Source organism: Colwellia piezophila ATCC BAA-637 (assembly GCF_000378625.1).
Classification (GTDB): Bacteria; Pseudomonadota; Gammaproteobacteria; order Enterobacterales; family Alteromonadaceae; genus Colwellia; species Colwellia piezophila.
In genome coordinates, this window is sequence record NZ_KB905160.1 from 70,734 (window position 1) to 95,141 (window position 24,408).

24 protein-coding genes, 1 other RNA gene and 1 pseudogene are annotated in these 24,408 nt (G+C 39.4%); 16 read left to right on the forward strand and 10 right to left on the reverse strand.

Translation table 11 applies throughout. The annotated features are described in order from the left end of the window. The first annotated feature begins 184 nt into the window (after positions 1 to 184). Positions 185 to 586, forward strand: a complete 402-nt coding sequence (locus F580_RS0100365; RefSeq protein WP_019025710.1) for a hypothetical protein — start codon at positions 185 to 187, stop codon at positions 584 to 586. Between the two features lie 47 nt (positions 587 to 633). On the opposite strand, the gene F580_RS0100370 is transcribed toward F580_RS0100365, so the two are convergent. Both F580_RS0100370 and F580_RS27260 read right to left on the reverse strand, forming a co-directional pair. Beyond that, on the reverse strand, positions 634 to 2,565 hold the full coding sequence (locus tag F580_RS0100370; RefSeq protein ID WP_019025711.1) for a site-specific integrase: 1,932 nt from the start codon (positions 2,563 to 2,565) through the stop codon (positions 634 to 636). A gap of 75 nt (positions 2,566 to 2,640) precedes the next feature. Next, positions 2,641 to 2,781 (reverse strand): annotated as a pseudogene (locus F580_RS27260) (DUF6538 domain-containing protein); the annotation flags it as partial. Here F580_RS27260 and F580_RS27065 point away from each other — a divergent pair. Further along, positions 2,725 to 2,853, forward strand: a complete 129-nt coding sequence (locus F580_RS27065) for a hypothetical protein (RefSeq protein ID WP_019025712.1) — start codon at positions 2,725 to 2,727, stop codon at positions 2,851 to 2,853. The pseudogene F580_RS27260 and the gene F580_RS27065 sit on opposite strands and share 57 nt — an antisense overlap. A 48-nt stretch (positions 2,854 to 2,901) precedes the next feature. Here the strand turns inward: F580_RS27065 and ssrA are convergent. Both ssrA and smpB read right to left on the reverse strand, forming a co-directional pair. After that, positions 2,902 to 3,252: a transfer-messenger RNA gene (ssrA, locus tag F580_RS25795) on the reverse strand. A gap of 121 nt (positions 3,253 to 3,373) precedes the next feature. Continuing rightward, positions 3,374 to 3,865 carry an SsrA-binding protein SmpB gene (gene smpB / locus F580_RS0100380; RefSeq protein ID WP_019025713.1) on the reverse strand — a complete coding sequence of 164 codons (492 nt, stop codon included), beginning with the start codon at positions 3,863 to 3,865 and terminating at the stop codon, positions 3,374 to 3,376. Positions 3,866 to 4,039: 174 nt separating this feature from the next. On the opposite strand from smpB, the gene F580_RS0100385 reads away from it, so the two are divergent. Together F580_RS0100385 and F580_RS0100390 are read left to right on the forward strand one after the other, a co-directional pair. Next, the gene (locus F580_RS0100385) at positions 4,040 to 4,480 is read left to right on the forward strand and encodes a type II toxin-antitoxin system RatA family toxin (RefSeq protein ID WP_019025714.1); all 441 of its coding nucleotides are present in this window, start codon (positions 4,040 to 4,042) and stop codon (positions 4,478 to 4,480) included. Between the two features lie 2 nt (positions 4,481 to 4,482). Next, positions 4,483 to 4,878 carry an RnfH family protein gene (locus tag F580_RS0100390; RefSeq protein ID WP_019025715.1) on the forward strand — a complete coding sequence of 132 codons (396 nt, stop codon included), beginning with the start codon at positions 4,483 to 4,485 and terminating at the stop codon, positions 4,876 to 4,878. Positions 4,879 to 5,077: 199 nt separating this feature from the next. Here the strand turns inward: F580_RS0100390 and F580_RS23670 are convergent, their stop codons facing one another. From F580_RS23670 to nadK, 3 genes are all read right to left on the reverse strand, one after another. Beyond that, a complete protein-coding gene (locus tag F580_RS23670; protein WP_019025716.1) occupies positions 5,078 to 5,530 on the reverse strand; it encodes an outer membrane protein assembly factor BamE in 453 nt (150 codons plus the stop codon). Between the two features lie 194 nt (positions 5,531 to 5,724). Then, on the reverse strand, positions 5,725 to 7,410 hold the full coding sequence (recN, locus tag F580_RS0100400; protein ID WP_019025717.1) for a DNA repair protein RecN: 1,686 nt from the start codon (positions 7,408 to 7,410) through the stop codon (positions 5,725 to 5,727). Positions 7,411 to 7,556: 146 nt separating this feature from the next. Beyond that, positions 7,557 to 8,438 carry an NAD(+) kinase gene (nadK, locus tag F580_RS0100405; protein ID WP_019025718.1) on the reverse strand — a complete coding sequence of 294 codons (882 nt, stop codon included), beginning with the start codon at positions 8,436 to 8,438 and terminating at the stop codon, positions 7,557 to 7,559. 159 nt (positions 8,439 to 8,597) lie between these two features. Between nadK and grpE the strand changes: the two genes are divergently transcribed. From grpE to dnaJ, 3 genes are all read left to right on the forward strand, one after another. After that, positions 8,598 to 9,227, forward strand: a complete 630-nt coding sequence (gene grpE / locus F580_RS0100410) for a nucleotide exchange factor GrpE (RefSeq protein ID WP_019025719.1) — start codon at positions 8,598 to 8,600, stop codon at positions 9,225 to 9,227. Between the two features lie 340 nt (positions 9,228 to 9,567). Further along, positions 9,568 to 11,490, forward strand: a complete 1,923-nt coding sequence (dnaK, locus tag F580_RS0100415; protein ID WP_019025720.1) for a molecular chaperone DnaK — start codon at positions 9,568 to 9,570, stop codon at positions 11,488 to 11,490. A 299-nt stretch (positions 11,491 to 11,789) separates the two neighbouring features. Continuing rightward, positions 11,790 to 12,926: a molecular chaperone DnaJ gene (dnaJ, locus tag F580_RS0100420; RefSeq protein ID WP_019025721.1), complete on the forward strand. Its 1,137-nt coding sequence runs from the start codon at positions 11,790 to 11,792 to the stop codon at positions 12,924 to 12,926. A 116-nt stretch (positions 12,927 to 13,042) separates the two neighbouring features. Here the strand turns inward: dnaJ and F580_RS0100425 are convergent, their stop codons facing one another. Beyond that, positions 13,043 to 13,510 carry an Lrp/AsnC family transcriptional regulator gene (locus F580_RS0100425; protein WP_019025722.1) on the reverse strand — a complete coding sequence of 156 codons (468 nt, stop codon included), beginning with the start codon at positions 13,508 to 13,510 and terminating at the stop codon, positions 13,043 to 13,045. Positions 13,511 to 13,781: 271 nt separating this feature from the next. Between F580_RS0100425 and F580_RS0100430 the strand changes: the two genes are divergently transcribed. From F580_RS0100430 to F580_RS0100455, 6 genes are read left to right on the forward strand one after another with little or no spacing between them, the layout of a single operon-like run. Beyond that, complete coding sequence (locus F580_RS0100430; protein WP_019025723.1) at positions 13,782 to 16,574, forward strand: monovalent cation/H+ antiporter subunit A; 2,793 nt, start codon at positions 13,782 to 13,784, stop codon at positions 16,572 to 16,574. Further along, the gene (locus tag F580_RS0100435) at positions 16,574 to 16,933 is read left to right on the forward strand and encodes a Na+/H+ antiporter subunit C (protein WP_019025724.1); all 360 of its coding nucleotides are present in this window, start codon (positions 16,574 to 16,576) and stop codon (positions 16,931 to 16,933) included. Before F580_RS0100430 ends, F580_RS0100435 begins: the two co-directional genes overlap by 1 nt. Then, the gene (locus F580_RS0100440; protein WP_019025725.1) at positions 16,930 to 18,462 is read left to right on the forward strand and encodes a monovalent cation/H+ antiporter subunit D; all 1,533 of its coding nucleotides are present in this window, start codon (positions 16,930 to 16,932) and stop codon (positions 18,460 to 18,462) included. The genes F580_RS0100435 and F580_RS0100440 overlap by 4 nt, the downstream gene beginning before the upstream one ends. Next, positions 18,462 to 18,998, forward strand: a complete 537-nt coding sequence (locus tag F580_RS0100445) for a Na+/H+ antiporter subunit E (protein WP_019025726.1) — start codon at positions 18,462 to 18,464, stop codon at positions 18,996 to 18,998. Before F580_RS0100440 ends, F580_RS0100445 begins: the two co-directional genes overlap by 1 nt. After that, entirely contained in the window at positions 18,992 to 19,261 is a 270-nt protein-coding gene (locus F580_RS0100450; protein ID WP_019025727.1) for a K+/H+ antiporter subunit F, read from the forward strand. Before F580_RS0100445 ends, F580_RS0100450 begins: the two co-directional genes overlap by 7 nt. Positions 19,262 to 19,271: 10 nt before the next feature. Beyond that, entirely contained in the window at positions 19,272 to 19,604 is a 333-nt protein-coding gene (locus F580_RS0100455; RefSeq protein WP_019025728.1) for a Na+/H+ antiporter subunit G, read from the forward strand. Between the two features lie 33 nt (positions 19,605 to 19,637). On the opposite strand, the gene F580_RS26240 is transcribed toward F580_RS0100455, so the two are convergent. Continuing rightward, positions 19,638 to 19,793, reverse strand: coding sequence for a hypothetical protein (locus F580_RS26240; RefSeq protein WP_157442951.1), 156 nt, complete (start codon positions 19,791 to 19,793; stop codon positions 19,638 to 19,640). Positions 19,794 to 19,839: 46 nt separating this feature from the next. Between F580_RS26240 and F580_RS0100460 the strand changes: the two genes are divergently transcribed. The 3 genes from F580_RS0100460 (at position 19,840) to F580_RS0100470 (ending at position 22,053) form a co-directional block, all read left to right on the forward strand. Further along, positions 19,840 to 20,478 carry an elongation factor P hydroxylase gene (locus F580_RS0100460; RefSeq protein ID WP_019025729.1) on the forward strand — a complete coding sequence of 213 codons (639 nt, stop codon included), beginning with the start codon at positions 19,840 to 19,842 and terminating at the stop codon, positions 20,476 to 20,478. Further along, positions 20,465 to 21,628 carry an ATP-NAD kinase family protein gene (locus tag F580_RS0100465; RefSeq protein WP_019025730.1) on the forward strand — a complete coding sequence of 388 codons (1,164 nt, stop codon included), beginning with the start codon at positions 20,465 to 20,467 and terminating at the stop codon, positions 21,626 to 21,628. The genes F580_RS0100460 and F580_RS0100465 overlap by 14 nt, the downstream gene beginning before the upstream one ends. A 116-nt stretch (positions 21,629 to 21,744) precedes the next feature. Further along, complete coding sequence (locus tag F580_RS0100470) at positions 21,745 to 22,053, forward strand: YfcL family protein (protein ID WP_019025731.1); 309 nt, start codon at positions 21,745 to 21,747, stop codon at positions 22,051 to 22,053. A gap of 46 nt (positions 22,054 to 22,099) precedes the next feature. On the opposite strand, the gene mnmC is transcribed toward F580_RS0100470, so the two are convergent. Continuing rightward, entirely contained in the window at positions 22,100 to 24,175 is a 2,076-nt protein-coding gene (gene mnmC, locus F580_RS0100475) for a bifunctional tRNA (5-methylaminomethyl-2-thiouridine)(34)-methyltransferase MnmC2/FAD-dependent 5-carboxymethylaminomethyl-2-thiouridine(34) oxidoreductase MnmC1 (RefSeq protein WP_026301154.1), read from the reverse strand. Positions 24,176 to 24,408: the final 233 nt, after the last annotated feature.

The following is a 24,408-nucleotide window of genomic DNA, read 5'->3' on the forward strand; positions in this document are numbered from 1 at the left end:
TAGAGGACTGGTCCCTAACCTCAACTTACCTATTTACTTTTAGTCTTAAACCCTTATATCCAGAAGAGCATATTTTTTATCATTGTAAAGAAAAAGACTTGGGCCAATTGTTAACTCATTTATTTATATCCCTTGTAATAGTGTATTTCTGTGATATCACAATTAGATACACAGGAGAAAAATAATGAACAAAAAAGAGAAAGAAAATAAATTGGTGGCTAACGCTGAAACTGAATTACAAAAAACACAGCAACTTGTAGAAAGTGATTTTGTAAAAACACAATTACAGAGCTTTGTGAATAATAAGTTGCGTCAAGATATTATAATACGTGATGATTTACTCAAAGATGATAGAGAAGTTTCTGATAAGTTACTTGATCGCATTGAGGGCAGAGAAGAGGCTTTAAACTCCATTTTACTTGAAATTAACGACACTGAAGTTCAGTATCATAATGCGTTAAGCCTGTCTAAAATCTGTTTAGAAGCCTTACGAGCCGTGAATCCAGCAAAAGCCGATCAATTAGAGAATAGCGTTAGAATGATACAGAAAGAGAAAAAATCTCAAAATAAGAATAAAAGAAAGTAACGGTAAGTCTTATTTATAAAGACTTACCTTATTAGTGGTAGTTAAACTCAAGAAACCGCTTGTGGAGCCTTTCTTGGTTTTCTGGGAACTATTACTGGCGGTGTTACTTTTAATGATTGAATCTTAAATAATGCGTTGTGTAAATGTTTATCACTGTAAATGCTTTTATTCATATCTATCAATGCATTAGATTGCTTACTCATTGTGTTTGTTATTCTAAACTCCTTCCACAGCTTAAAAGGCAATATCTTTTTTATTTGTTCATCAGATAAAGTGACATATCGATCTATTTCTACTTTTTTAAGGGTGATTTTATAGTCTTTACCATAACGACCCAGTGTTTCATTATCTATTTCGTGTCCCATCAATTCTGCCGTCATTGCAGGGTTGCTATCAGCTTGCTTACGTTCATCGGCAAACGTATGGCGAAAGCTATGAAAAGACTTTCCCTCTGATTTTATTTTCAGCGCTATGAGGTAGCGGATAAAAAATTTACCAGGGTTATCTCCGTAACCATCTCGACCTTTTACAATATCTGGGAATAATAAGTTGCGATGCGTAATATTCGCCTCATAGCAATTTTTTAACTGTTGAACGTATTTAATGAAGCCTAAACGCATTAATGTTTTATGAACAGGCACTTTGCGTATGCAGTTAATCGTTTTAAGTTTTTTGTCTTCTTCTTCATTAAAATCAATTAACCACGTACCATTTTCAGTATATATATCATTGAGTCGAAGTTGAGATAGCTCTCCTGCACGAGCACCAGTGTAAAGAGAAAGTAGTGGAACCCAGTATTCATACGTGCGGTTATGTTTGCCTTTGGTGTATTTATCCGAGCCGAATATGAGAGAAAGATCATCTATTGAAAAACGTTCACGTAAGTCTTTAGTTTTTGATTTTTGAGCTTTATCTTTAACCCGCATTTTATCAAGAATATTAATTTTTATGTATTTTCGCTGAACAGCCCAAAGAAATACGCTTTTCAAGCGTTCGATGTTTTTATTCACATTGATTGACGGCATTGGCTCAAATGAGCTTTCCATTGCGATAATCTCTTCTATAGATTTATCCCGAAAAAGGGGTGATTTTTTACGATTTCTTGGAAGTTTACGTAGCGTATCAATATACAAATTAGCGTGTGGATAATCTAATTCATCAACAAATTTGTCACCGACAATATCAATAAAGGTTTGATAACAAGACAAGTTCATTGTGTGCGTCTTTTGGTGTTTCCACTCTTTACTTTGTTCATCATAAAATTTATTACATAACTCTGAAAATTTAAGCATAGACTTCGGCACAATCACAGGTTTTGAAAAGGCTTCAAAATCTTTAAGTTGAACATCTTCATTACTTTCTATTAGCTTGAGTAGCGCAGAAAAGTTATGTATATCCTCTTCATTATCCAGTGATATCCCTTCTAAAATAATGTCGTCCGTTGGACTATCAGGCGCATCTGTTCTTATTGCAGGAGTTTTACCTGTTTTTATTTGACCATCGATCATTTGAACTAATGCATTACCTGTGCTGTTACGGCTCGTTTTCGCTTGCTTTGTTAGTTGTGCAGGTGTTTCTGCAAGCGGTGTTTTTTTCTGTCGCTTAACGACCAATCTCGCTATGTTAACCGCTTTCGATATACCGCCAATAGAAGAAGATAAAATAGACTGTTGTTTGAATTTAAGTTGAGCAATATAAGGTGCTGGATCTGATAGGTGCGGAGAAGAAAGTAAATCAATGATAGCAATGAAGCGATTAATTTTATCAACCGTGTTTAAATCAATATCAGCAAGAGAGTAGGGTTGTAATGCTTCAATATGTTCAAAAGCATTCTTAATTCGATTCTTACGCTCAAGTAAGAAAAAAAGCTGTTGGGTTAATTGTTGATCGTTGATTGCCTCAACTGCTCTTTGCTTGAGCATCAATTCACGCTGTATTGATTCATCTAATTCATTAAAGCTTGTTTTGGTCTTTTCCATTCTTTTTATACTTTCCCTGATCTCGGTAAATAATAAATCAAACATTACTTTATGTTGTCGAGCGTCCGTTATTGCCGTTGCTCTACATTTTGTGCGTAAGCTGATTTTTATTTCTTTTTTAGCGTTAGGTATAACGTTAAGAATATCTAAAGGTGTGCGTTGGCGAAAGTAAAAAGTGTGGAATCTATTAAGAAAGATAAAATTGTTGTGTTGCATCGTGTGTACCACCTAGGTGTAGCACTTGCAATAAAAGCGGGTTTTGATGGGGTACGTTTAGAAAGTGGATAAAATAAAGGGTTATAAATCGTTGATTTATAACCCTTTATTATCATTATGTGGTGGAGCGGGGGGGAATCGAACCCCCGTCCAAAAAGCCTACATCCTCGGTACTACATGCTTAGTCGCTTATTTATTTAACCAATTGGACGCCAAGCGACAGGCTTCGTCATGGTGAGCTTAATACTATTTCGCGGTTCAGCCTTAAGCATGCTTCCCTCGCTATCCTATTTGGGGTGACCATCGATCCTCTAACCAATAGGAGAGATTTAAAGGCGATGGCTAGCCTAAGCGGCTAGTGCGAACGTATCGTCGTTAGCAATTATAGTTTTTACGGCTTTTTACCAGGCAAACCGCCCCTGGGCATGCACCTTGGGTTTCATGAATCTTGTCGAATCCTAGATCCGCCCCAAAGTTTACTCTTTTCTATTTCTTTTCTAACAAAGGCTCGATATGCCTATAAACACAGTATACAGCGCTTAACTTGAATAGACAACGTGGTAATTTTTAACCACTTATCTAAATAAGCAATTTAACGGTCTAAATTTTTGTTCTTCATTAAACGTCCTTTATCAACAGCCCATTCTCTGTCTTTTATATCGGAGCGCTTGTCATGATCTTTTTTGCCTTTACCCAGATAAAATTCGAGTTTTACCCAACAGGCTTTCCAGTACATCGCGGTTGCAATCAATGAGTAACCGTCACGTTCAACAGCAGCGGTAATTTTCTCTAACTCTCTACGGTTAAGTAATAATTTTCTATCGCGGTTTGGATCACAGACCACATGACTAGAGGCAGCATTAAGTGGCGATATTTCAGCTCCTAATAAATAGGCTTCACCGTTTTTAACATGTACGTAACAGTCAGAGATATTAACTTTACCACTTCTGATGCTCTTCACTTCCCAACCTTGCAAGCTCATACCACCTTCAAATTTATCGGTTAGGCTGTAGTTGTGCCTCGCCTTTTTATTTAAAGCGATGGTATTGCTGTTAGATTTATTTTTAGATTTTTTCTTAGCCATCTTTATCTTCCATTCCTTTGCCGCAATAAGCAGCAAACGCGGTGATTATACTGAGAATAATTTGCTTTTACATAATAAATTTATCATAAAGATAAAAATTAAGAGAATAATGCGCTTTTTGTGGGGTTTTGTTATCATACCACCCATAGAATGGGGGTAATATGCGGAGTAACAATGCCAACCATAAGTCGTAGTGCGTTAGTAATGCACAGTGTTGATCAGATGTACCGATTAATTAATGATATAGCTGCTTATCCTAACTTTTTACCTGACTGCAATGACAGTAAAGTAATTAGTCAGGATGAGAAAACGGTAACGGCAGCGTTACTTGTCTCTAAAGGCGGCTTAAGTAAGTGGTTCACGACGAAAAACACCTTGGTTTCAAATGAAAAAATTCATTTATCGCTTGTTGACGGGCCTTTTAAAAAGCTCGAAGGTTATTGGCTACTGACACCTTTGTCGGACGAGGCTTGTAAAATAAGCTTGGAGCTTGAATATGAGTTTTCAAATGCATTAGTTTCATTAGCCTTTGGCAAAATATTTGGGCACTTTAGTAATAGTTTAGTGCAAGTCTTTACTCAGCGGGCTAAAGAAATTTACGGAGTTAATGTTTAATTATGGCTCTAGAGAATAGTGCGTTAGATAATATAGATGCTTCAATAGAACAAGATAAAGTTACCATAGAAGTTGTTTATGGTGTGCCGAACAAACAGAAAATTTTAACCGTGTTACTTGCTGCTAATACTACGGTAGAGCAAGCTATTATCGACTCAGGTGTATTGGCTTTATTTCCTGAGATTGATTTGACGGTCAATAAAGTAGGTGTGTGGAATAGGGTAGTCAAGTTATCTGACACGGTAAGCGATCTCGATAGAATTGAAGTTTATCGCCCGCTGATTGCCGATCCTAAAGATGTCAGAAAGCGTCGTGCAGAAAAAGCTAAGCTGGAAGGTCGCGCGGATAAAACTACTGGTGGTCGAGTTAATCCATTAAGGGTTGATGCAAAAAAATAATGCTAGCGGTGTGATTAGACCGTAGCCAAAAATAAGGCTATTAGGCACGATAAAATTTAGTACTAAAAAAACGGCTTTGATGCCGTTTTTTTGTGTTCATTTAACTGTATTGCTTATCTGCGAGTAACACACAGAGTTAACGCAGCTCAGTTTACGCAGTTAAGTTATAGAAGGGTAATTACAGAAGGATAGTTAAAGTCTATTGACCTTTTACTGGCTCTGAACTTTCAGCCGGCTTATCTTCCACCAGGGTTGTTTGCTCTGTATTGAACTTACTCGTACTAGTGGGCTCAACTTGAACCGCTGGGGCATTAAATGGGGTATTAAAGTTTTCAGATAAGTCAAAATCACCAGCCGCTGCTACTAATTTATCGTTAGAAAAACTAAGGATAAACCGTTTACTCATATCAAAGTCTTTATTTCGACCAGACTTCAAGTTGTATACATAACTCCAAGTATCATTATCAAAAGTATCAACAACCACAGGGCTGCCTAGAATAAATTTAACCTGCTCTTTGGTCATACCCACTTGTAATTGATTAATACTTTTTTGTTCAAGGTAATTTCCTTGAGCAACATCATAGCGGTAAACCCAGCTAGAGCAGGCTGACAACGTAAGGGTGGTGATGATAATGGCAAGACGAAAATACATAAAATTAATTTACCTTTAAGTAGCTTAAAAATTCAGGCTAAAAGTGTGAGCAAGGATAATACCCAAGCACAGCATGGATTCAAAGCTATTTATTTGTTCGGTTCAAAAAAAATCCATCGGCTCAGCTAACTTAAAGCTATGCTATTTACCCAATTTGAGCGGATCGCTCGACCTTCATCGAAACTAAGTAAAAGTTAACTTGCCAATAGCTCTTGCGCGTTGGCTAAACTGTATTGTGATATTTTATCACCAGCTAATAAACGGGCTATTTCTTTGACCCGTTTCGATTCACTAAGTTCACTCACTTGAGTTTCTGTTAGCGAACCATCGGTTGATTTACTGACAAATAGCTGTTGATGACCTTTACAAGCAACTTGTGGTAAGTGAGTTACACAAATGACTTGGGTGTTTTTTGACAGCTGTTGCAGCTTTTTACCTACCATTGCCGCGGTTGAGCCACTTATACCGACATCAACCTCATCAAAAATCAATGTAGGTGTAATCACTTTATCAGCCAAAATAACCTGCATTGCTAAGCTGATACGTGATAGTTCACCACCTGAGGCCACTTTATGCATTGCTTCTAATGCTTGACCTGGGTTAATACTTACTTGAAAGCTGATGTTATCGCTGCCATTGGTGTTGATAGCCTCTTTGCCATTACTTTGTTCTTTATGGCTATTAACGGCAATAAAGAACTGACCATGAGGCATATTAAGCTCTTGCATGCTCTTACTGATACGTTTACTCAGGCTAGACGCTGATTTCTGTCTTGATTTTGATAAGGCCTCAGCGCTGTCGTAATAGTGTTGCTTGCTATGTTCTAACTCTTCGATAATGGTATTAATGCGTGTTTCATCACCTGATATCGATGCAAGTTCTCGTTTTAATTGATTATGAAAATCAACCAATTTTTCTGGAGATAGTTGGTGTTTCTTTGCTAATTGCACCGCGGTTGAATAACGCTCTTCAATAATGGCGTAGCTCTGGGGGTCTAATTCTAACTGTTGGTAATAGTCTTTTAAATCACTATTTGCTTCATCTAATTGAATAAGCGTGTCGGATAATATGGTCGCAACATTATTAAGTTGGTTATCAACACGGGCTATGGAGTTAATACTTTCACTACATGCTCTTAATGAATCCAAAATATTGAAATTTTCATTTTCAGAGAGGCTTTGTAATGAGCTGAGCGTTGACTCAAGTAAATCTTGGGCATTACTGTGGCGTTTATAGTCTGTTTCCAGTGTGGAAAACTCACCTGGCTGTAGTGAGAACTCATCTAACTCGGTGACTTGGTATTGAATGAGTTGTTGTTGGGCTTCGCGCTGCTGTTTACTTTGCTGAAGTATTTCGAGCTCTTTATTGAGTTGACCCCATTGCTGCGCGTAATGTTTAACTTCACCAAGCAACGTTGGATGATTGGCGTAATTATCGAGTAAGCGGCATTGTTGATTAGCTTTGACTATGAGTTGATGGTCATGCTGGCCATGGATATTAATAAGGAACTGACCAATTTCCTTTAATTGCACTAAAGGGACTTGGCAACCATTGATATAAGACTTTGAACGCCCTTCTGCAGATATAACACGGCGTAGAATACAGTCACTTTCATGCTCGGCAACAAGTTCATGTTGTTTTAACCACTTTTTCGCCATTTTATTTTTTTTAATTTCAAAAGTGGCAGCTAAGTCCGCTTTTTTGCAATTTGGCCTCACTACATTGCTGGTTGCTCTATCACCTAAACATAAACCAAGCGCATCAATGGCAATAGATTTACCCGCGCCGGTTTCACCAGTAATTGTCGTCATGCCTGATTGCCAATCAATATCTAATGAACGGACAATGGCAAAATTTTGAATGGTAAGTTGCAGTAGCATAGTGAACCCTATAAACATGAGTAAAAAACCAGTAACTGTTAATTTATACAGTATATGGTTTTTAATCAAGCTTATTTGCCACTATTTTGAGAGATTGATAGTCGATGCATTGGCTAGCACTTGGGCTTAATTAGTGTAAGTCCCCGTTAATAAAGCTTATTACCCCAGCTTAATTTATTACGTAAAACATTAAAGTAATTGTGATCAAGTGGGTGAATCAAACGAATGCTACATTCACTTTTTTTAATAATAACTTCATCACCGGGCATTACCGTTAAGATAACGTGGCCATCACAACTGACTTGCAGATTTTCGTGATTATCATTGGCGAGTATTAATTTTATTTCACTATTACCATCAACGACAATAGGTCGACTGGTAAGCGTATGTGGGAACATTGGTACCAGTGAAAGGGCATTTAAATTAGGCGTTAAAATAGGTCCGCCAGCTGACATTGAATAGGCCGTTGAACCGGTAGGTGTTGAGACAATTAAACCGTCTGAACGTTGGCTAAACATAAAAACGCCATCAATATACACTTCAAATTCGATCATACTGGCAACTTTACCGGCATGAAGAACTGCTTCATTAACAGCACTATTAGAGCTTTTAAGTTTTCCATGACGATAAACTTCAGCTTCGATGATAAAACGTTGTTCACTACGAGACTTACCCGCGAGAATCTGCGCTAAAGGCTCTATAACATCGTTTGGCGGCAGGTCGGTTAAAAAGCCTAAGTTACCACGGTTTACACCTATCACTCCAATATCGAAACACGCTAGCACACGGGCAGCGCCAAGCATATAACCATCACCACCCACCACAATAGCCAAATCTGCCTGATCGCCAATATCCGTTAAGGTGCCGGTTACCATGTTTTTTATAGGGAGTGAATGTGCCACTGAACTTTCCACAATGACGTTATATTTTTTCGCTAATAAATAGTCATGCAACGTTTGTATTGTGGTACTAGCGCCTTCATGATTTGGTTTGCCAATTAGGCCAATGGTTTTATAGTGTTGAGCCATAACGCGATTTTGCTTTTAATTACGAGAGTTAAGAGCAGTTTCGCTATATTTTAGCCACTTGTAAAGTTCACTTTTTTATAAAATGTATAAAATCATGCTTGAATCCTTTTTCACAGCCCCCATAATGTCCCCATTAGTTATAAAATTGAGGTTTATTCCATGACAACTGAGTCAAAAAACAACGAAGAAGAGTTAAGTGCTGAGCAATTAGCAGATGACATTGTAAAGCAAGCTGAAGAACAGGTAGAAGAGCAACATGAACACGCTGTTGAAGCGATTAGTGCTGAGCAAGAGAAAATTAACGAGTTAGAATTAGCGTTAGCTACTGCCCAGTCTACGGTTGCTGATCAAAAAGACTCTGTGATTCGCGCTAAAGCTGAAGTGGATAATATTCGCCGCCGCGCAGCGCAAGATGTAGAAAAAGCTCGGAAATTTGCTTTAGAAAAGTTTGCTGGTGAAATGTTAGCAAGTGTTGATAATTTAGAGCGCGCCTTACAAAGCATCGATAAAGAAGATGAAAGTAACAAAGCTATCATTGAAGGTGTTGAGCTTACGCTACAAGGTTTAATTTCTTCATTAGAAAAATTTGGCGTTAAAGCGGTAGATCCACAAGATCAACCTTTTAACCCTGAACTTCATCAAGCGATGTCTATGCAAGAAGTACCTGATGTAGCGCCAAATACGGTTATTGCGGTTATGCAAAAGGGTTATGAGCTTAATGGTCGTTTAATTCGTCCAGCTATGGTGATGGTATCTAAAGCGGCACCTTCTGTTGACGCCACCGCTTAGTAGCGGGTTCTCCTTGTCGCTGTAAAGCTCAATTTATTTGTCAAAGGTACTCACTGACTAACGTCAGCTCCGTACATTTTTCTCTAAATTGAGTCATACAGCTTAAAGTTTAATTACAACTTTGCCTTTTTAAAGTTATTAAAAGATGCTTAGATATTTATAAAACCAGACATTTGTCTGGTTTTTTCATTTTTAATTTAAAAAAAGGTAACTATTTTATCTTTTTTCTATATGAATAGTTGAAAAGCATTTTGCTGACCCCACTTACTATTCAACAAACAATTTAATTAATATTACTTTGCTTTTTGTAAGCAAAGGATAATGAATAGGAGCTCCCAAGATGGGCAGAATTATTGGTATTGACCTAGGAACAACTAACTCATGTGTTGCTGTTTTAGACGGCGACAGTGTACGTGTTATTGAAAATGCAGAAGGCGATCGTACAACTCCTTCTATCATTGGTTATACGGCTGAAGGCGAAATATTAGTGGGTCAACCTGCTAAACGTCAATCAGTAACTAACCCTGAAAACACTTTATATGCTATCAAACGTTTGATTGGTCGTCGCTTTGAAGATGAAGAAACTCAACGTGATATTAAAATCATGCCATTTGGCATTGTTAAAGCCGATAACGGTGATGCTTGGGTTGAAGTTAAAGGCGAAAAAATTGCGCCACCACAAATTTCAGCTGAAGTATTAAAGAAAATGAAAAAAACAGCAGAAGACTTCTTAGGTGAGCCAGTAACTGAAGCAGTAATTACTGTTCCTGCTTACTTTAACGATTCACAACGTCAAGCAACGAAAGATGCTGGCCGTATTGCTGGTCTTGAAGTTAAACGTATTATCAACGAACCTACTGCAGCGGCTCTTGCTTATGGCATGGACAAAGCGAAAGGCGATACAGTTGTAGCGGTATACGATTTAGGTGGCGGTACTTTCGATATTTCAATCATTGAAATTGATGAAATGGACGGCGAACATACGTTTGAAGTTTTAGCAACCAACGGTGATACTCACCTAGGTGGCGAAGATTTCGATAACCGTTTAATCAACTATCTTGTCGCTGAATTCAAGAAAGATCAAGGCATGGACTTAACGTCTGATCCGCTTGCTATGCAACGTCTTAAAGAAGCAGCAGAAAAAGCGAAATGTGAACTTTCTTCAGCACAGCAAACAGATGTTAACTTACCTTACATCACTGCTGATGGTTCAGGTCCTAAGCACATGAACATTAAAGTTACGCGTGCTAAATTAGAATCTCTTGTTGAAGACATGGTCAAAGCAACGTTAGAGCCTCTTAAAACAGCGCTAAAAGACGCTAATTTATCAGTAAGTGACATCGATGATGTTATCTTAGTTGGTGGCCAATCACGTATGCCTTTGGTGCAAAAAGCGGTAACAGATTTCTTTGGTAAAGAGCCTCGTAAAGACGTTAACCCTGATGAAGCAGTAGCGTGTGGTGCGGCGATACAAGCTGGTGTTCTTTCTGGTGAAGTTACCGACGTACTTCTTTTAGATGTAACGCCACTTTCATTAGGTATTGAAACGATGGGCGGTGTGATGACTGCCGTAATTGAGAAAAACACTACAATCCCAACTAAGCAATCACAAACTTTTTCAACGGCTGACGATAATCAATCAGCGGTAACGGTTCATGTTTGTCAAGGTGAGCGTAAGCAAGCTTCAGCGAACAAATCTCTAGGTCAATTTAATCTTGAAGGTATTCCTGCAGCGCCACGCGGTCAACCGCAAATCGAAGTAACTTTCGATATTGATGCTGATGGTATCCTACATGTAACGGCTAAAGATAAAAATACCGGCAAAGAGCAAAAAATTGTCATTAAAGCTTCTTCAGGTTTATCTGAGGAAGAAGTAGAGCAAATGGTACGTGACGCTGAAGCTAACGCTGATGCCGATGCTAAGTTTGAAGAGTTAGTTACTGCGCGTAACCAAGCTGATGGCATGATTCATAGCACTCGCAAGCAAATTGAAGAAGCAGGCGATGAACTACCAAGCGAAGATAAAGAGAAAATTGAAACTGCATTAACAGAGCTTGAAGACGCAGTTAAAGGTGATGACAAAGAAGCGATTGATACTAAAACTCAAGCGTTAATGGAAGCATCAGCTAAGTTAATGGAAATTGCACAAGCTAAGCAACAAGCGCAAGCTGCTCCAGAAGGTGCTGAACAAGCAACTGATGCTGGCGCACCTGCTGACGACGTTGTTGACGCAGAGTTTGAAGAGGTTAAGGACGACAAGTAAGTCAGTTAAAAAGCTTGTCGCTAGTTAGCTCCATTACGACGTTGTCAGTACTCACTTGGTAAACCAAGCTCCGTGCTTCCGCCTTGTACTGAAACTAACTAGCTTAAAGCTTATTTAACTTTGCTTTATAACGTCTTATGAAAGCGTCGATATTACTCGGCGCTTTTTGTGTATATAAAATCAGCTATTAATTTTTAAATTGGTGCTGATTTTCTTGATTTTTATCGTGATAACATAAATAGATCACGGAGAAATGAAGAAAATCTGTCTCAAACAACTTGAAGTAAAGAAATATATTTATGTCAAAACGTGATTATTATGAAACGCTAGGTGTTGGCCAAGATGCCACTGTAAAAGAAGTCAAAAAAGCTTATAAAAAGATGGCAATGAAGTATCACCCAGACAGAACTCAAGGTGATAAGGTTAAAGAAGAAACGTTTAAAGAAGTTAAGGAGGCTTATGAAATCCTTAATGACGACCAAAAACGTGCTGCTTATGACCAATATGGCCATGCTGCTTTTGAACAAGGCGGTCATGGTGGTGGCGGTGGTTTCGGCGGCGGTGGTGGTGGCTTTGGCCAAGACTTCGGCGATATCTTTGGTGATATCTTTGGCGGCGGCGGACGTGGCAGACAACGTCAACAACGTGGTTCAGATTTGCGTTATAACGTAGATTTATCTCTTGAAGATGCGGTTAGAGGCAAAACTTTAGAAATTAAAGTGCCAACTTTTGTTGGTTGTAAGCCTTGTGACGGCTCAGGCGCTAAACCAGGTACTTCGGCTAAAACCTGTAGCACTTGTCATGGCCACGGCCAAGTTCAAATGCGTCAAGGTTTATTTGCTGTACAACAAACTTGCCCAACCTGTAGCGGTAAAGGTAAAGTAATTGCGGATAAGTGTACTTCATGTCGCGGCCAAGGCCGTGTTGAGAAAAATAAAACCTTATCAGTCAAGATTCCACCGGGTGTTGATACCGGCGATAGAATTCGTTTATCCGGTGAAGGTGAAGCGGGAGAGCATGGCGCACCATCGGGTGACTTATATGTACAAGTAAACGTACGTGATCACGGAATATTTGTTCGTGATGAAAATCAGTTATATTGTGAAGTACCCATTAGTTTTGTTACGGCCGCCCTTGGTGGTGATATAGAAGTGCCAACGCTAGGTGGTAAAGTTAAGCTTAAAGTCCCTAAAGAAACACAAACGGGTAAGATGTTCCGCTTACGTGGCAAAGGTGTTAAATCGGTACGTAGTTCTACTACTGGCGACCTAATGTGTAAAGTGGTACTTGAAACCCCGGTGAATCTATCTGGTGACCAAGCTGACTTATTACGTCAATTAGAAGAGAAAATGGCCAATAGCAGCAAGAAGCATAGCCCAAAAGAAACCGGCTTCTTTGATGGTGTTAAAAAGTTCTTTGATGACTTAAAAAGCTAAGCTCTTAAGCTAATACCTTAAGTATTAGCTTTTCAAAATAAAAATCCCGCGTTATGTCACATAACGGCGGGATTTTTTTATGCCTTAATTTTTATGAATAATTCAGGGGGGAATTATTACTCGTCAAAGTTGGGTAAAATACCGCTGCGGCTATGTTCAAAAACTAGCGATGTTTCTACCGTGGTAACTTCTTCGCGAGAGGTGATGTATTTGAAGACAAATTGGCGTAAATGCTCACTATCTTTGACCGACATATGAATATAATAATCATAGCTACCGCCCATATGGTATAAATTTAATATCTCAGGATACTTCAATAAGTCATCACGCAGGGAATTAACAATTTCTTCTGAATAGGGTTGTAGACGAATTGCCGCTATCGCTTCGATATTACCACCGATAGTTTTTAGATTGACATCAATAAAGGCACCTTTAATAACACCACTTTGTTTTAAACGCTTAACACGTTCTAAACAGGTCGATGGCGCAATACCTATTTGGGCTGCGAGTTCTTTATTTGTAATGTCTGCGTCTTCATATAGTATGGTTAATACTTGTAAATCGATGCTATCGAGCTTCTTCATTAGTCACCTGTAAATTTATTACCACTTAATTGGGTAAATACTACACTTAATAGCGGTATTGAGACTAGTGTAAAAAGTGGATAATTTGAATTTTTGACGTGAATTAGTAAATAATCCGAATTATTTTTAGAGTTCAGTTAATATTTTGGTGTTATGTCGTGAAAAAAGCATTACAAAACATCACATCGATAATGTTTGCCAGTACTAGGTAAATTGACATATTATGACCATATCATAACTTCTAGTTAGAAAAATAAAAAAGGTTTACTCTATGACTTTGCTTTGGATACCATTGTTATCCTTACTTGGCAGTATTATTTCTTCTATGACGGGTAAATTAACACGTAATCAATCAACCGGATTGACGATGTTAATGCCGCTCATCGCCTTATTAATTACGATTAGCCTAGCGCCTGCGGTGTTTGCTGGCGAAGTGCTTCGTTACACTATTTCCTGGATCCCATTACTCGGTATAGACATCGCCTTTCGTTTAGACGGCTTAGCGCTATTGTTTGTCTTTATGATATTAGTGATAGGTATATTAGTTATTTTTTATGCCCGTTATTACTTAAGTAATAATGACTCTATGCCCAAGCTTTATGCTTATTTGATGTTATTTATGACCGCGATGTTGGGTATTGTGATGTCAAACAATGTCATCCAACTCTGGTTCTTTTGGGAGCTAACCAGTATTAGCTCATTTTTGCTAATCAGCTATTGGTGGCAAAAATCAGAAGCGCGTAAGGGTGCCATAATGGCCTTAATTATTACCGGTGGGGGTGGTCTTGCATTATTAGCGGGTTTGCTTTTACTGGGTAATATTGTTGGTAGTTATAATTTAGATGTTATTTTAGCCAGTAGAGGTATTATTCAAGCACATGATTGGTATGAAGTAACACTTATTTTAATACTATTGGGTGCGTTCACTAAGTCAGCACAATTTCCTTTTCACTTTTGGTTACCTCACGCAATGGCTGCGCCAACGCCGGTAAGTGCATATCTTCACTCTGCCACCATGGTAAAAGCGGGTGTATTCTTGTTAGCGCGTTTTTATCCTGCTTTAGCTGGTACTGATACATGGTTTATTATTGTCAGTTTAACCGGACTTACCACACTTTTATTTGGCGCTTATGTGGCGTTATTTAAACATGACTTAAAAGGTTTGTTAGCCTACTCAACGATCAGTCATTTAGGTTTGATCACCTTACTCTTCGGTTTGGATACCAAGCTTGCGGCAGTAGCTGCTATTTTTCATATTATTAATCACGCTACGTTCAAAGCCTCTTTATTTATGGCAACGGGCATTATTGATCATGAAACCGGTACGCGTGACATGCGAAAACTCAACGGCATGTGGCGGTTTATGCCTTATACGGCAACGCTCGCTATGGTGGCTGCGGCGTCGATGGCCGGTGTACCACTATTAAACGGTTTCTTGTCAAAAGAAATGTTTTTTGCTGAGACCTTACATCAACAATTACTCGGCTCTATGTCATGGCTTATTCCCGTATTAGCGACTATTGCTGGTGCTTTGGCTGTCGCTTATTCAGCTCGCTTTATTCATGATGTATTCTTTAATGGTGATCCAATTGATTTACCAAAACAGCCAAGTGAGCCGCCTCGCTATATGCGAGTACCCATTGAAATACTGGTAGCCTTGTGCCTACTTGTGGGGATATTTCCAAACTTTATTGTTAATGATATTTTAAAAGCGGCCGCGTTTTCGGTACTAGGTGGTTATGTACCAGAATTTAAAGTTGCCCTATGGCATGGTTTTAACTTACCACTATTAATGAGTGGCATAGCCGTATCAGGTGGTTTACTGCTATATACACAGCGCCGTTATCTGTTTAGGTTTCAAGCTTCGCTGCCGACTTTGAACGCTAAAAAGGCCTACGATAATTCACTTAATAAAATGATAAAGTGGTGTCAGCATAAGATAATCTCCATAGAAAATGGCTCTTTACAACGCTATTTAATGTTGATGTTTGTCGTTGTATTAATCTTTGCTGGTGGCCCATTATTTGAAATGAGTCAGTTAGGCGGAGAAAAACAGCTTACTCCCATTGATGTTCATAACGCGGTGGGTGCAGCATTATTAATGATTGGTGCCATTAGTACGGTCATTTGGTATCGAACACGCGTGGTCTCATTACTGATGATCTCTGTTGTGGGCTTAATGGTGTCGGTGGCATTTACGCGCTTCTCAGCACCCGATCTCGCCTTAACTCAATTAACGGTTGAAGTTGTCACGATCATTTTACTGATGCTGGCATTGTTTTTCCTACCACAGCATTCACCAAAAGAGTCTAGCTCTATGCGTGTATTGCGTGACTTAGGGATTTCAGGCGCTTTGGGTATTGTTATTGCGAGTATCTGCTATGCACTAATTACTCGTCCACTTGATTCTATCTCAGAATTTTTCTTAGCAAATGCTAAAACAGGTGGCGGTGGTACTAACGTTGTTAATGTTATTTTGGTTGATTTTCGTGGCTTTGATACCCTAGGTGAAATTTGTGTCCTGGGTATTGCCGCGTTAGGTATTTACAAATTGTTAGTCAACTTACCTTTATTTATTCCTACTAGTGATAGTGAAGGGCGACCATGGGCGAAAGAGCGTTACCCCATTTTATTAGCCAGTATTTCTCAATCATTATTGCCATTGGCATTACTGGTATCGTTTTATATTTTCTTACGTGGCCACAATATGCCTGGAGGAGGCTTTATTGCAGGTTTAGTCACCGCTGTCGCCTTTATTTTGCAGTATATAGCACATGGTTCAAAATGGATCGCTGAGCGTTTAACGATAAATTATCGAAAAATAATTGCCTCAGGCATTGCTATTGCGTTATTCACGGGTGTTGGTAGTTGGTTCTTTGGCAGGCCTTTCATGACAACTTGGTTCGATTACTTTGATATTCCATTTATTGGCGAAATAGAACTCGCCAGTGCCTTGGTATTTGATGTTGGTGTTTATATTACTGTCGTTGGTTCTACTTTAATGATTTTGGCAAGCCTTGGTCAATTAACGACTAATGAGCCTAAAGAAAAGGTAAATGTTTAATGGAATTACTTTACGCATCCTGTGTTGGGGTTTTGGTGTCTTGTGGCGTGTTTCTTATCTTACGTTCGAGAACTTTTCCTGTTGTTTTAGGGTTGACGATGTTTTCTTACGCGGTTAATTTATTTCTGTTTTCTTCTGGCCGGCTTAGTCTTAACCAGGCTGCGGTACTTGGCACTAGCACCGAATATGCTGATCCATTGCCGCAAGCTCTGGTATTAACCGCGATTGTTATCGGTTTTGCGATGACGGCCTTTGTGGTTATCTTATCGATCAGAGGACGAGCCGATTTAGGCAATGACCATGTAGATGGTCAAGTGCCAATTAAAAAGAAAAAGAAAAATAAAAAGGTTGAAGTATGATCCAGAATTTGACCTCTTTACCTATTTTATTACCCATGATGGCCGGTGTTATTTTATTGATGCCTCCATTTGGTAAAAACAAAAATTACCGAAGAATTGCTTCGGTACTACTTAGTATATTAACCTTTTTAGCTTCAGTAGCCTTGTTACTGAAAATTCAAACAGACGGTACTCAAGTTTATGCCATTGGTGATTGGAGTGCGCCTTTTGGTATTGTTTTATTTGCCGATCCGCTATCTACCCTATTAGTGAGTTTGACTTCATTATTAGGTGTGGTATGTACCTTATATGGAAGTGCGGGAGATGATGAAAAAGGCAGTTTCTTTCATCCTTTAATACACTTTTTAATTTTAGGTGTAAACGGTGCATTCTTAACCGGTGATGCTTTTAATCTCTTTGTGTTTTTCGAAGTATTGCTCATTGCCTCGTATTCATTATTAATGCACGGGGGCAATAAAAGCACTACCCGAGCGGCTTTACACTATGTGATTATGAACCTTGTCGGCTCGGCGATCTTTTTGATTGGGCTTGGTATTCTTTATGGTGTATTAGGCACCTTGAACATGGCTGACATGGCCCAGAAAGTAGCGCTTTTGCAGGGTGATGACGTTTACCTCGCTAAAATAGGTGGGCTGTTGTTACTGGTAGTCTTTGCTTTGAAAGGCGCTTTGTTACCACTACATTTATGGTTACCCAATACTTACGCTACTGCGATGCCGGTAGTGGCCGCACTCTTTGCCATTATGACCAAGGTCGGTGTTTACTCAATGATGCGTGTCTATACGCTAATTTTTGGCGATGAAGCGGGTGAGTTGAGTCATATGGCACAAAGCTGGTTGTGGTGGTTAGCACTTGCCACTATAGCGATGGGTACAATCGGTGTGTTAGCGAGTAAAGATTTAAGAAAGTTAGCGGCCAACTTAGTGATTGTCTCGGTAGGTACTTTAGTTGCGCTAATTGCGGTACAAACCATTGAAGCCAGTTCTGCCGCCATTTACTACTTGGTGCATTCTACCTTGGTCACCGCTGCACTATTCATTTTAGCTGATTTAATCGGCCGTCAACGTGGTGAAGTGGCTGACCGTATTACCGCGGGCCCACCGATGGCTCAGCCAAGGTTACTGGGTATCTGCTTCATGATTGCGGCTATTGCGGTGATAGGCATGCCACCATTGTCAGGCTTTATCGGTAAAGTATGGTTACTTAAAGCGACCTTACATGCTGAGTATACCGTGGTTTTCTGGCCGCTCTATTTACTGGCAAGTTTAGCTATATTGCTTGCGGTGTCTAAAGCGGGCAGTACTATATTTTGGCATCATCAAGTCTCACTCATAGAAGGCGAAGTAAGCCAAAGTCCCAATAAAATACGCGTTCACCCTGCGCAGCTAGCGGCATTAATTATTCTTATTGCTGCTGCGCCATTGATGACTATTTTTGCCGGACCATTAAGTGAATATGCTATTGGTGCAGCTACCCAATTACATGATTTTAACAATAATATTAAAATTATCCTTTCAGGAGGGCAATGATGCGCTTAGAAGCAAAATTTAAATGGCTACCTACGCCTTTACGAAGCCTGTTATTATTCATGGTCTGGTTATTATTAAATAACAGCGTATCTGCTGGGCATATCGTCTTGGCCACTATCTTAGCCATAGTTATTCCATGGATGACTAGTCCATTTAGAACTAAACAGCCATTACTTATAAAACCTGGCTTAGCATTTCGTCATTTGATGCTGGTGTTATATGACATCATTACGGCGAATGTTCAGGTTGCCATTTTGATCTTAGGCCCGAATAAAAAACTAACCCCTGGTTTCGTTAAGGTACCACTAGATTTAACTCACAGTATGCCAATTACTATTTTGGCCAGTACGGTGTCTTTAACACCGGGAACCGTTAGTGCTGAAGTGTATCCTTGGCAAGAGTCCTTAATGGAGGGCGAAGAGCCTGAGCAGCGTTTTTTACTGATACACGTGCTAAACCTTACCGACGAAGAGGCTTTAATAAAAACCATTAAGCAACGTTATGAAGCACCTCTTAAGGAGATATTCCAATGCTAGAAACTGTCATTTTAATTGTCTTTGCTATGATTGGAGTGTCGTTATTATTAAATCTATGGCGCTTATTGATAGGCCCTTCTATACCCGATCGAATACTTGCCCTTGATACCATGTATATCAATAGCATTGCATTGATCATCTTGTACGGTATGAGTATGGGCACGGCATTGTATTTTGAAGCAGCGTTGTTAATCGCTATGCTAGGTTTTGTGAGTACGGTTGCAGTGTGCAAGTATTTGCTACGTGGCGATATTATAGAGTAAGGGGTAGGTTATGACTGAATGGATTATTTCAATATTATTATTAATTGGCGGTACTTTTGTACTCGTTGGCTCTATTGGTTTAGTGAAAATGCCTGATTTTTTTATGCGCCTGCATGGACCAACGAAAGCGACCACACTAGGCATGGCGTCGTTGTTAACGGCTGCTATGGTGTTTTTTAGTACCACACAAGCAGGATTGAGTGTAAAAGAAATACTCATCTCGCTTTTTTTATTACTCACCGCACCGATCAGTGCTTATATGATGATTAAATCGGCCATTCATCATAAGCTGGATAGTATAGAGCGTACTCAAGGTAAAGATAACATCGAAGATGATTGTTAATACTCTACAACGTGGTGTGGTTACGCAATCAAGCTAGGTGTTTTTAACGGTATTCTCACCAGTATCTTCAATGGTACACCCATCTTGACTATCATATTTTATCTCGAGGTTTATCGTGTGGTGAAATACCTTAATGGCGAATATTGATACCAAGTAAATAATTAAAAATGGCGATGTAACAATCGCCATTTTTCGTTACAATAGCCGCTAATAACTCAGCTAAGCCCTATAGTAGATGCAGCATAATTACCAAGATCTCATTGCTCTGTTCGAGCAAGTTTTTTTCAAACAATATAATACCCGTTTAATTAAGGGCGGTGACGAGCCATTGTATGCTCCTGCCGATGAACACTGTGCCTATCATCAAATTATTTTTGCTCACGGCTATTTTGCCAGTGCTTTGCATGAAATTTCCCATTGGTGCCATGCCGGTGAACAAAGACGACTGTTAGAAGATTTTGGCTATTGGTATATTCCGGATGGCCGCAATGAGCAACAACAAAAAAAGTTTGAGCAAGTTGAAGTGATCCCACAAGCCCTTGAATGGGCTTTTAATGTCGCCGCGCAAAAAAAGTTTCATACCTCAGCAGACAACCTTAATGGTTACCTTGGTGATACTGCGGGCTTTAAAGCTAAGGTACACCAGCAAGTATTAACCTTTATCGAACATGGTTTTCCCCCTAGAGCGCAACAATTTATTGAGGTTTTAACGCAGTTTTATCAATGCAGTTACCCGGTAACAGCTGAACAGTTTAGTTACCTTGTTGAAGACAGTGTCGAAGGCAGTGTTGATAACATTATAAAGAGTGATGATGAAAGGCGTATGGCAATAAGTGAAATAAGAGAAAAGGAACAAAGTTGTGAAGCACTTTAAACTCGGTTTTATAATTAACCCTATAGCTGGCATTGGCGGTAGTGTTGCCCTAAAAGGCAGTGATGGTGTGGTGAAACAGGCACTAGCATTAGGAGCCATGCCTCAAGCTAATGCCCGAGCTAAACTAGCACTTGAAATATTATTACCTTATCAAGACAATCTTGTTATTTATACCGCCAACGATCAGATGGGTGAGCAATGCGCCCGAGAGCTAGGTTTTAAAGTTGAAGTACTTTATCAAAGCCAACATAAACAAAGCGAAAGTGAAGATAGCCAGTTAGCGACACAAGCTTTATTAGCAAATGGCGTAGATATTATTTTATTTGCTGGTGGTGATGGCACCGCCCGAGATATCGCCAAGGTTGTCACCAAAGGCGATGATTTTCAGCCTATCCCTGTATTGGGCATTCCAGCAGGTTGTAAAATTCATTCGGGTGTTTATGCTATTACGCCCAAAGCCGCAGGGCGCGTGGTCGAATTAATGATCAATCAAGAGTTAGTTAGCCTAACTACCGGTGATGTTATGGATATAGACGAAAGCTTATTCAGACAAGGCATTGTTAAAGCCAAGCGTTATAGCGAGATGCAAATACCCAGTGAACTGCGTTATGTTCAAGCGGTAAAGTCTGGCGGTAAAGAAAGTGATGAGTTAGTACTGCAAGATATAGCGGCTAATGTCATTGAAGAAATGAATGATTATGATGATAGACAGTTTATTATCGGCTCAGGCTCAACAACGGCTTTTTTAATGGCAGAACTAGCCTTAGATAATACTTTACTCGGTGTTGATATTGTAAGTGATCAATCACTTACTGCTGCAGATGTAACCGAAAGGCAGCTCTATCAAGCCATTACTAATTTTCACGGGCTAAGTAAGTTAGTTATTACTTTAATCGGTGGACAAGGCCATGTCTTTGGCCGTGGTAATCAGCAGTTAAGCCCGCGCGTGATTCGCGCTATTTTAGCGCAGCCTGGCGGTCGTGATAATATTATGATTATGGCAACTAAAGCTAAGCTCACCGCTTTGATGAACAAACCCTTAATTAGCGATACCGGTGATGCGGAACTCGATCAAGAATTATCTGGTTTTATGCCGATAACTACGGGGTATAAAGACCAAGTACTTTACCCCCTTGCTAGCCCGCAATAAGATTTACCATGAGCGATTATAAACCTTTAGCACTATGTACCCACTAATGCTTAGCCACTAGAGCTTAAGCATGAAAAGCCTAAGTATTAACACCGAACATTTTTTAAGTGAACACTATGACAACTGACAAAAATATTTCTGACATATCAACAAAAAAACTAACTACCGTTGCCGACTTTTATCAATATTTAGATGCCTTATTCGAGTTAGATATGGATAGCGATACCTTATTCGCAGGCAGTTATTTACGATGCTTTATTTCACTGGTTGCCACTGAATATGGCGATGAAAATCAAGTTATTGCAACGCCCCTGCTTACTGATATAACGGCAAAAGTAAGCCAAGGAAAAACTGAACTATCGCCGCAGGATCACGCCATAGTGACGAATTTCTGGCTGGGACTGCAACAACGAGTGGTACTTTAATTGGCTTTGAATCGCTTCAAATACTTGCTACTCCTATTGTAGGAGCTTAGTCAGCAATTTTTCTTTTAATGATATCTCTGATGATAAAGCGATTTGGGCTTAAGTTAAATAACATCTGATTATCCATAGGGTAGGGCGTATTACATAATTCAGCCGTTAAAATATCAGCAGCTAATGGCGCTGAACATAAACCTCGGGCACCAAGTCCTAGCAGTACATAAAGGTTATCAATACACGGCGCGGCTTGACTATATTTCCAATTTTTATCTTTGGCTAAGTGTGGATAAGCTTTTATATGTTCGCTGATATTGGGAACTGCGCCAACTAGGGGGAGGTGGTCTTGCGACATACAGCGTAGCCTAGCCTTACTTGAGGAAATATCTTTTTCCCGCCAACTTATCGTTGCGGATAGTTCAGGTAAACACTTAGCTAGCATAGTTAAGTTATAACTATCGTCCGCTTTATTGGTATTGATATTAGTATCATTTTTTTGAAAGGTAGCGCCTATGCAGTGGATGCCTTTACTTTCTGGGGTTAAATAGCCCTTATGACATATAACAGTAGCTAGCTTATTTATCTTACTATTCGTTGTCATACTGGTGATTTGACCACGGGTAGCCGTCAGCGGCAGAGATTTTAGTTGTTCAATTTCAATGGCATCTGCGCCACCGCATATGACCAAAATACTGGTGTTAAATTCACCGTGATTACTTGATAAGCGCCATGACGTTTTACTTTCCCCTGAAGCAGGACTTTCACTGGACGTGGAACGAGCAATTTGTTTTATCTTGCTGATATGGGTATCAGTCATTATTTTCAAGCGTTTGGTCGCTTTAGCGGCATGAAATAGTTGCTTAACTAATTCAGGTGGTGACATCCAACCGGCGTTAGGCATAAAAAGGCCGCCATAGGGCAAGTCTATATTGGCAAATTCGCTCGCTTGTTTGGCATCGACCCCATGAATAAGTTCTTTAGGCCAAGTATTTAAGGTTTCGAATGCTTGTTGCCTTTTAACTAAGGCTTCTTTATAAGACACTTCTAATAAGCCACACCATTGATGTGAAAATGAAAAACCTTGTTCAGCAATTTCTTTATATAAGGCTTTAGCCCGCCAGAAGGCTTGTTGATAAAAAGAACTCATGTCATCTTTTTGTTGATGTAACAACGGATATAAAGCGCCAATAGCATTACTAGAGGCGCCCTCGGCAAGGGAAGTATCCTTGCAATACAAAGTAACGTTTACCCCTTGTTTGGTCAGTGCATAAGCCACACAGGCAGAAGCGATACCGCCACCAATAATACTGACATGCTGGGGTTTTATTTGACGAGGCCGTAATTGATAACCTTTTGTCGTTAAGGGGTTACTTTGCATGACTGCAACAATTCTGTTTTCACTTTTATCTTGCCCGACCTGATTTTCAAGGCGAAAGCCAATATCTCGTAGTTGCCTTTGAACAACGTCATCGGTGATAAATGTGCTCAGTGTTGCTTGCTCTTTTGAAAGTCGAGCAATTTGCGCGAATAGATTTTTACTCCACATATCCGGGTTCTTTGTTGGCGAAAAACCATCTAAATACCAAGCATCAACTAAGCCGAGCTTGGGACATTTTAATGAAGATAGAGCGATAGTAGCATCGTCAAAAATAAGCGTTAAACGTACTTGGCCATTTAAAAAGGTCGCTTGAAACTCTGGTCCAAATTCCTCAACTGCGCCGGCGGGGTAGCTATTTGTTAGCTCCGCCGCAAACGGTTGCAGCTGCGGTAAAATGGACAAAGACCGGACCAGCTCTTCTTTTGATAAGGGGTATTTTTCAATACTAATAAACGCTAAAGGGGCAAGTGGCGTTGAGGAAACTTGTTGCGCTTTTTGGTACGACTGTAAGGTTAATAGGAAATTCAAGCCGGTGCCAAAACCTGTTTCAGCGATAGTTAAGGGGCTCTTGGATGTTAATAAGCGTTGTTTTATGTGGTTTTCTTGAATGAAAACATTATCACTTTGCAGGGGGCCTGACTCTCTATTAAAATAAAGTTCATTAAAACGCTGACAATAAGGACTACCATCTTCTTGGTAGGATAATTGACTGCTTTCCTTTGTTTTATTTATTTTATTTGATTTTGTCATGAAAAATTCTTTTGCTAAAGTCATTAATTTAGTACAGGATCAAGTGAGTTTACCTTATCTATTTTACCCGAGATATTGATTCTAATCATAAAATAACGATAGATAAGTTAAAATGTCATAGATATATATCAATGGATATCATATTATAGAGTACAGGTGTACGCTGGTTTATGTTGTGACGAGCAACTAGTAATACCAGTTCAACGGCTATTACGAGTATAATAGCGCAAAAT

Coding starts and splice junctions, on each gene's coding strand:
- F580_RS0100455 (WP_019025728.1), top strand. CDS start 19,272: ATGACTGAATGGATTATTTCAATATTATTATTAATTGGCGGTACTTTT.
- F580_RS0100385 (WP_019025714.1), top strand. CDS start 4,040: ATGCCAACCATAAGTCGTAGTGCGTTAGTAATGCACAGTGTTGATCAG.
- recN (WP_019025717.1), bottom strand. CDS start 7,410: ATGCTACTGCAACTTACCATTCAAAATTTTGCCATTGTCCGTTCATTA.
- F580_RS0100425 (WP_019025722.1), bottom strand. CDS start 13,510: ATGAAGAAGCTCGATAGCATCGATTTACAAGTATTAACCATACTATAT.
- nadK (WP_019025718.1), bottom strand. CDS start 8,438: ATGGCTCAACACTATAAAACCATTGGCCTAATTGGCAAACCAAATCAT.
- F580_RS0100435 (WP_019025724.1), top strand. CDS start 16,574: ATGGAATTACTTTACGCATCCTGTGTTGGGGTTTTGGTGTCTTGTGGC.
- F580_RS0100365 (WP_019025710.1), top strand. CDS start 185: ATGAACAAAAAAGAGAAAGAAAATAAATTGGTGGCTAACGCTGAAACT.
- F580_RS23670 (WP_019025716.1), bottom strand. CDS start 5,530: ATGTATTTTCGTCTTGCCATTATCATCACCACCCTTACGTTGTCAGCC.
- F580_RS0100370 (WP_019025711.1), bottom strand. CDS start 2,565: ATGGAAAAGACCAAAACAAGCTTTAATGAATTAGATGAATCAATACAG.
- F580_RS0100470 (WP_019025731.1), top strand. CDS start 21,745: ATGACAACTGACAAAAATATTTCTGACATATCAACAAAAAAACTAACT.
- F580_RS0100430 (WP_019025723.1), top strand. CDS start 13,782: ATGACTTTGCTTTGGATACCATTGTTATCCTTACTTGGCAGTATTATT.
- F580_RS0100390 (WP_019025715.1), top strand. CDS start 4,483: ATGGCTCTAGAGAATAGTGCGTTAGATAATATAGATGCTTCAATAGAA.
- mnmC (WP_026301154.1), bottom strand. CDS start 24,175: ATGACAAAATCAAATAAAATAAATAAAACAAAGGAAAGCAGTCAATTA.
- dnaK (WP_019025720.1), top strand. CDS start 9,568: ATGGGCAGAATTATTGGTATTGACCTAGGAACAACTAACTCATGTGTT.
- F580_RS0100450 (WP_019025727.1), top strand. CDS start 18,992: ATGCTAGAAACTGTCATTTTAATTGTCTTTGCTATGATTGGAGTGTCG.
- grpE (WP_019025719.1), top strand. CDS start 8,598: ATGACAACTGAGTCAAAAAACAACGAAGAAGAGTTAAGTGCTGAGCAA.
- F580_RS0100440 (WP_019025725.1), top strand. CDS start 16,930: ATGATCCAGAATTTGACCTCTTTACCTATTTTATTACCCATGATGGCC.
- smpB (WP_019025713.1), bottom strand. CDS start 3,865: ATGGCTAAGAAAAAATCTAAAAATAAATCTAACAGCAATACCATCGCT.
- F580_RS0100445 (WP_019025726.1), top strand. CDS start 18,462: ATGCGCTTAGAAGCAAAATTTAAATGGCTACCTACGCCTTTACGAAGC.
- F580_RS0100460 (WP_019025729.1), top strand. CDS start 19,840: ATGCAGCATAATTACCAAGATCTCATTGCTCTGTTCGAGCAAGTTTTT.
- dnaJ (WP_019025721.1), top strand. CDS start 11,790: ATGTCAAAACGTGATTATTATGAAACGCTAGGTGTTGGCCAAGATGCC.
- F580_RS26240 (WP_157442951.1), bottom strand. CDS start 19,793: ATGGCGATTGTTACATCGCCATTTTTAATTATTTACTTGGTATCAATA.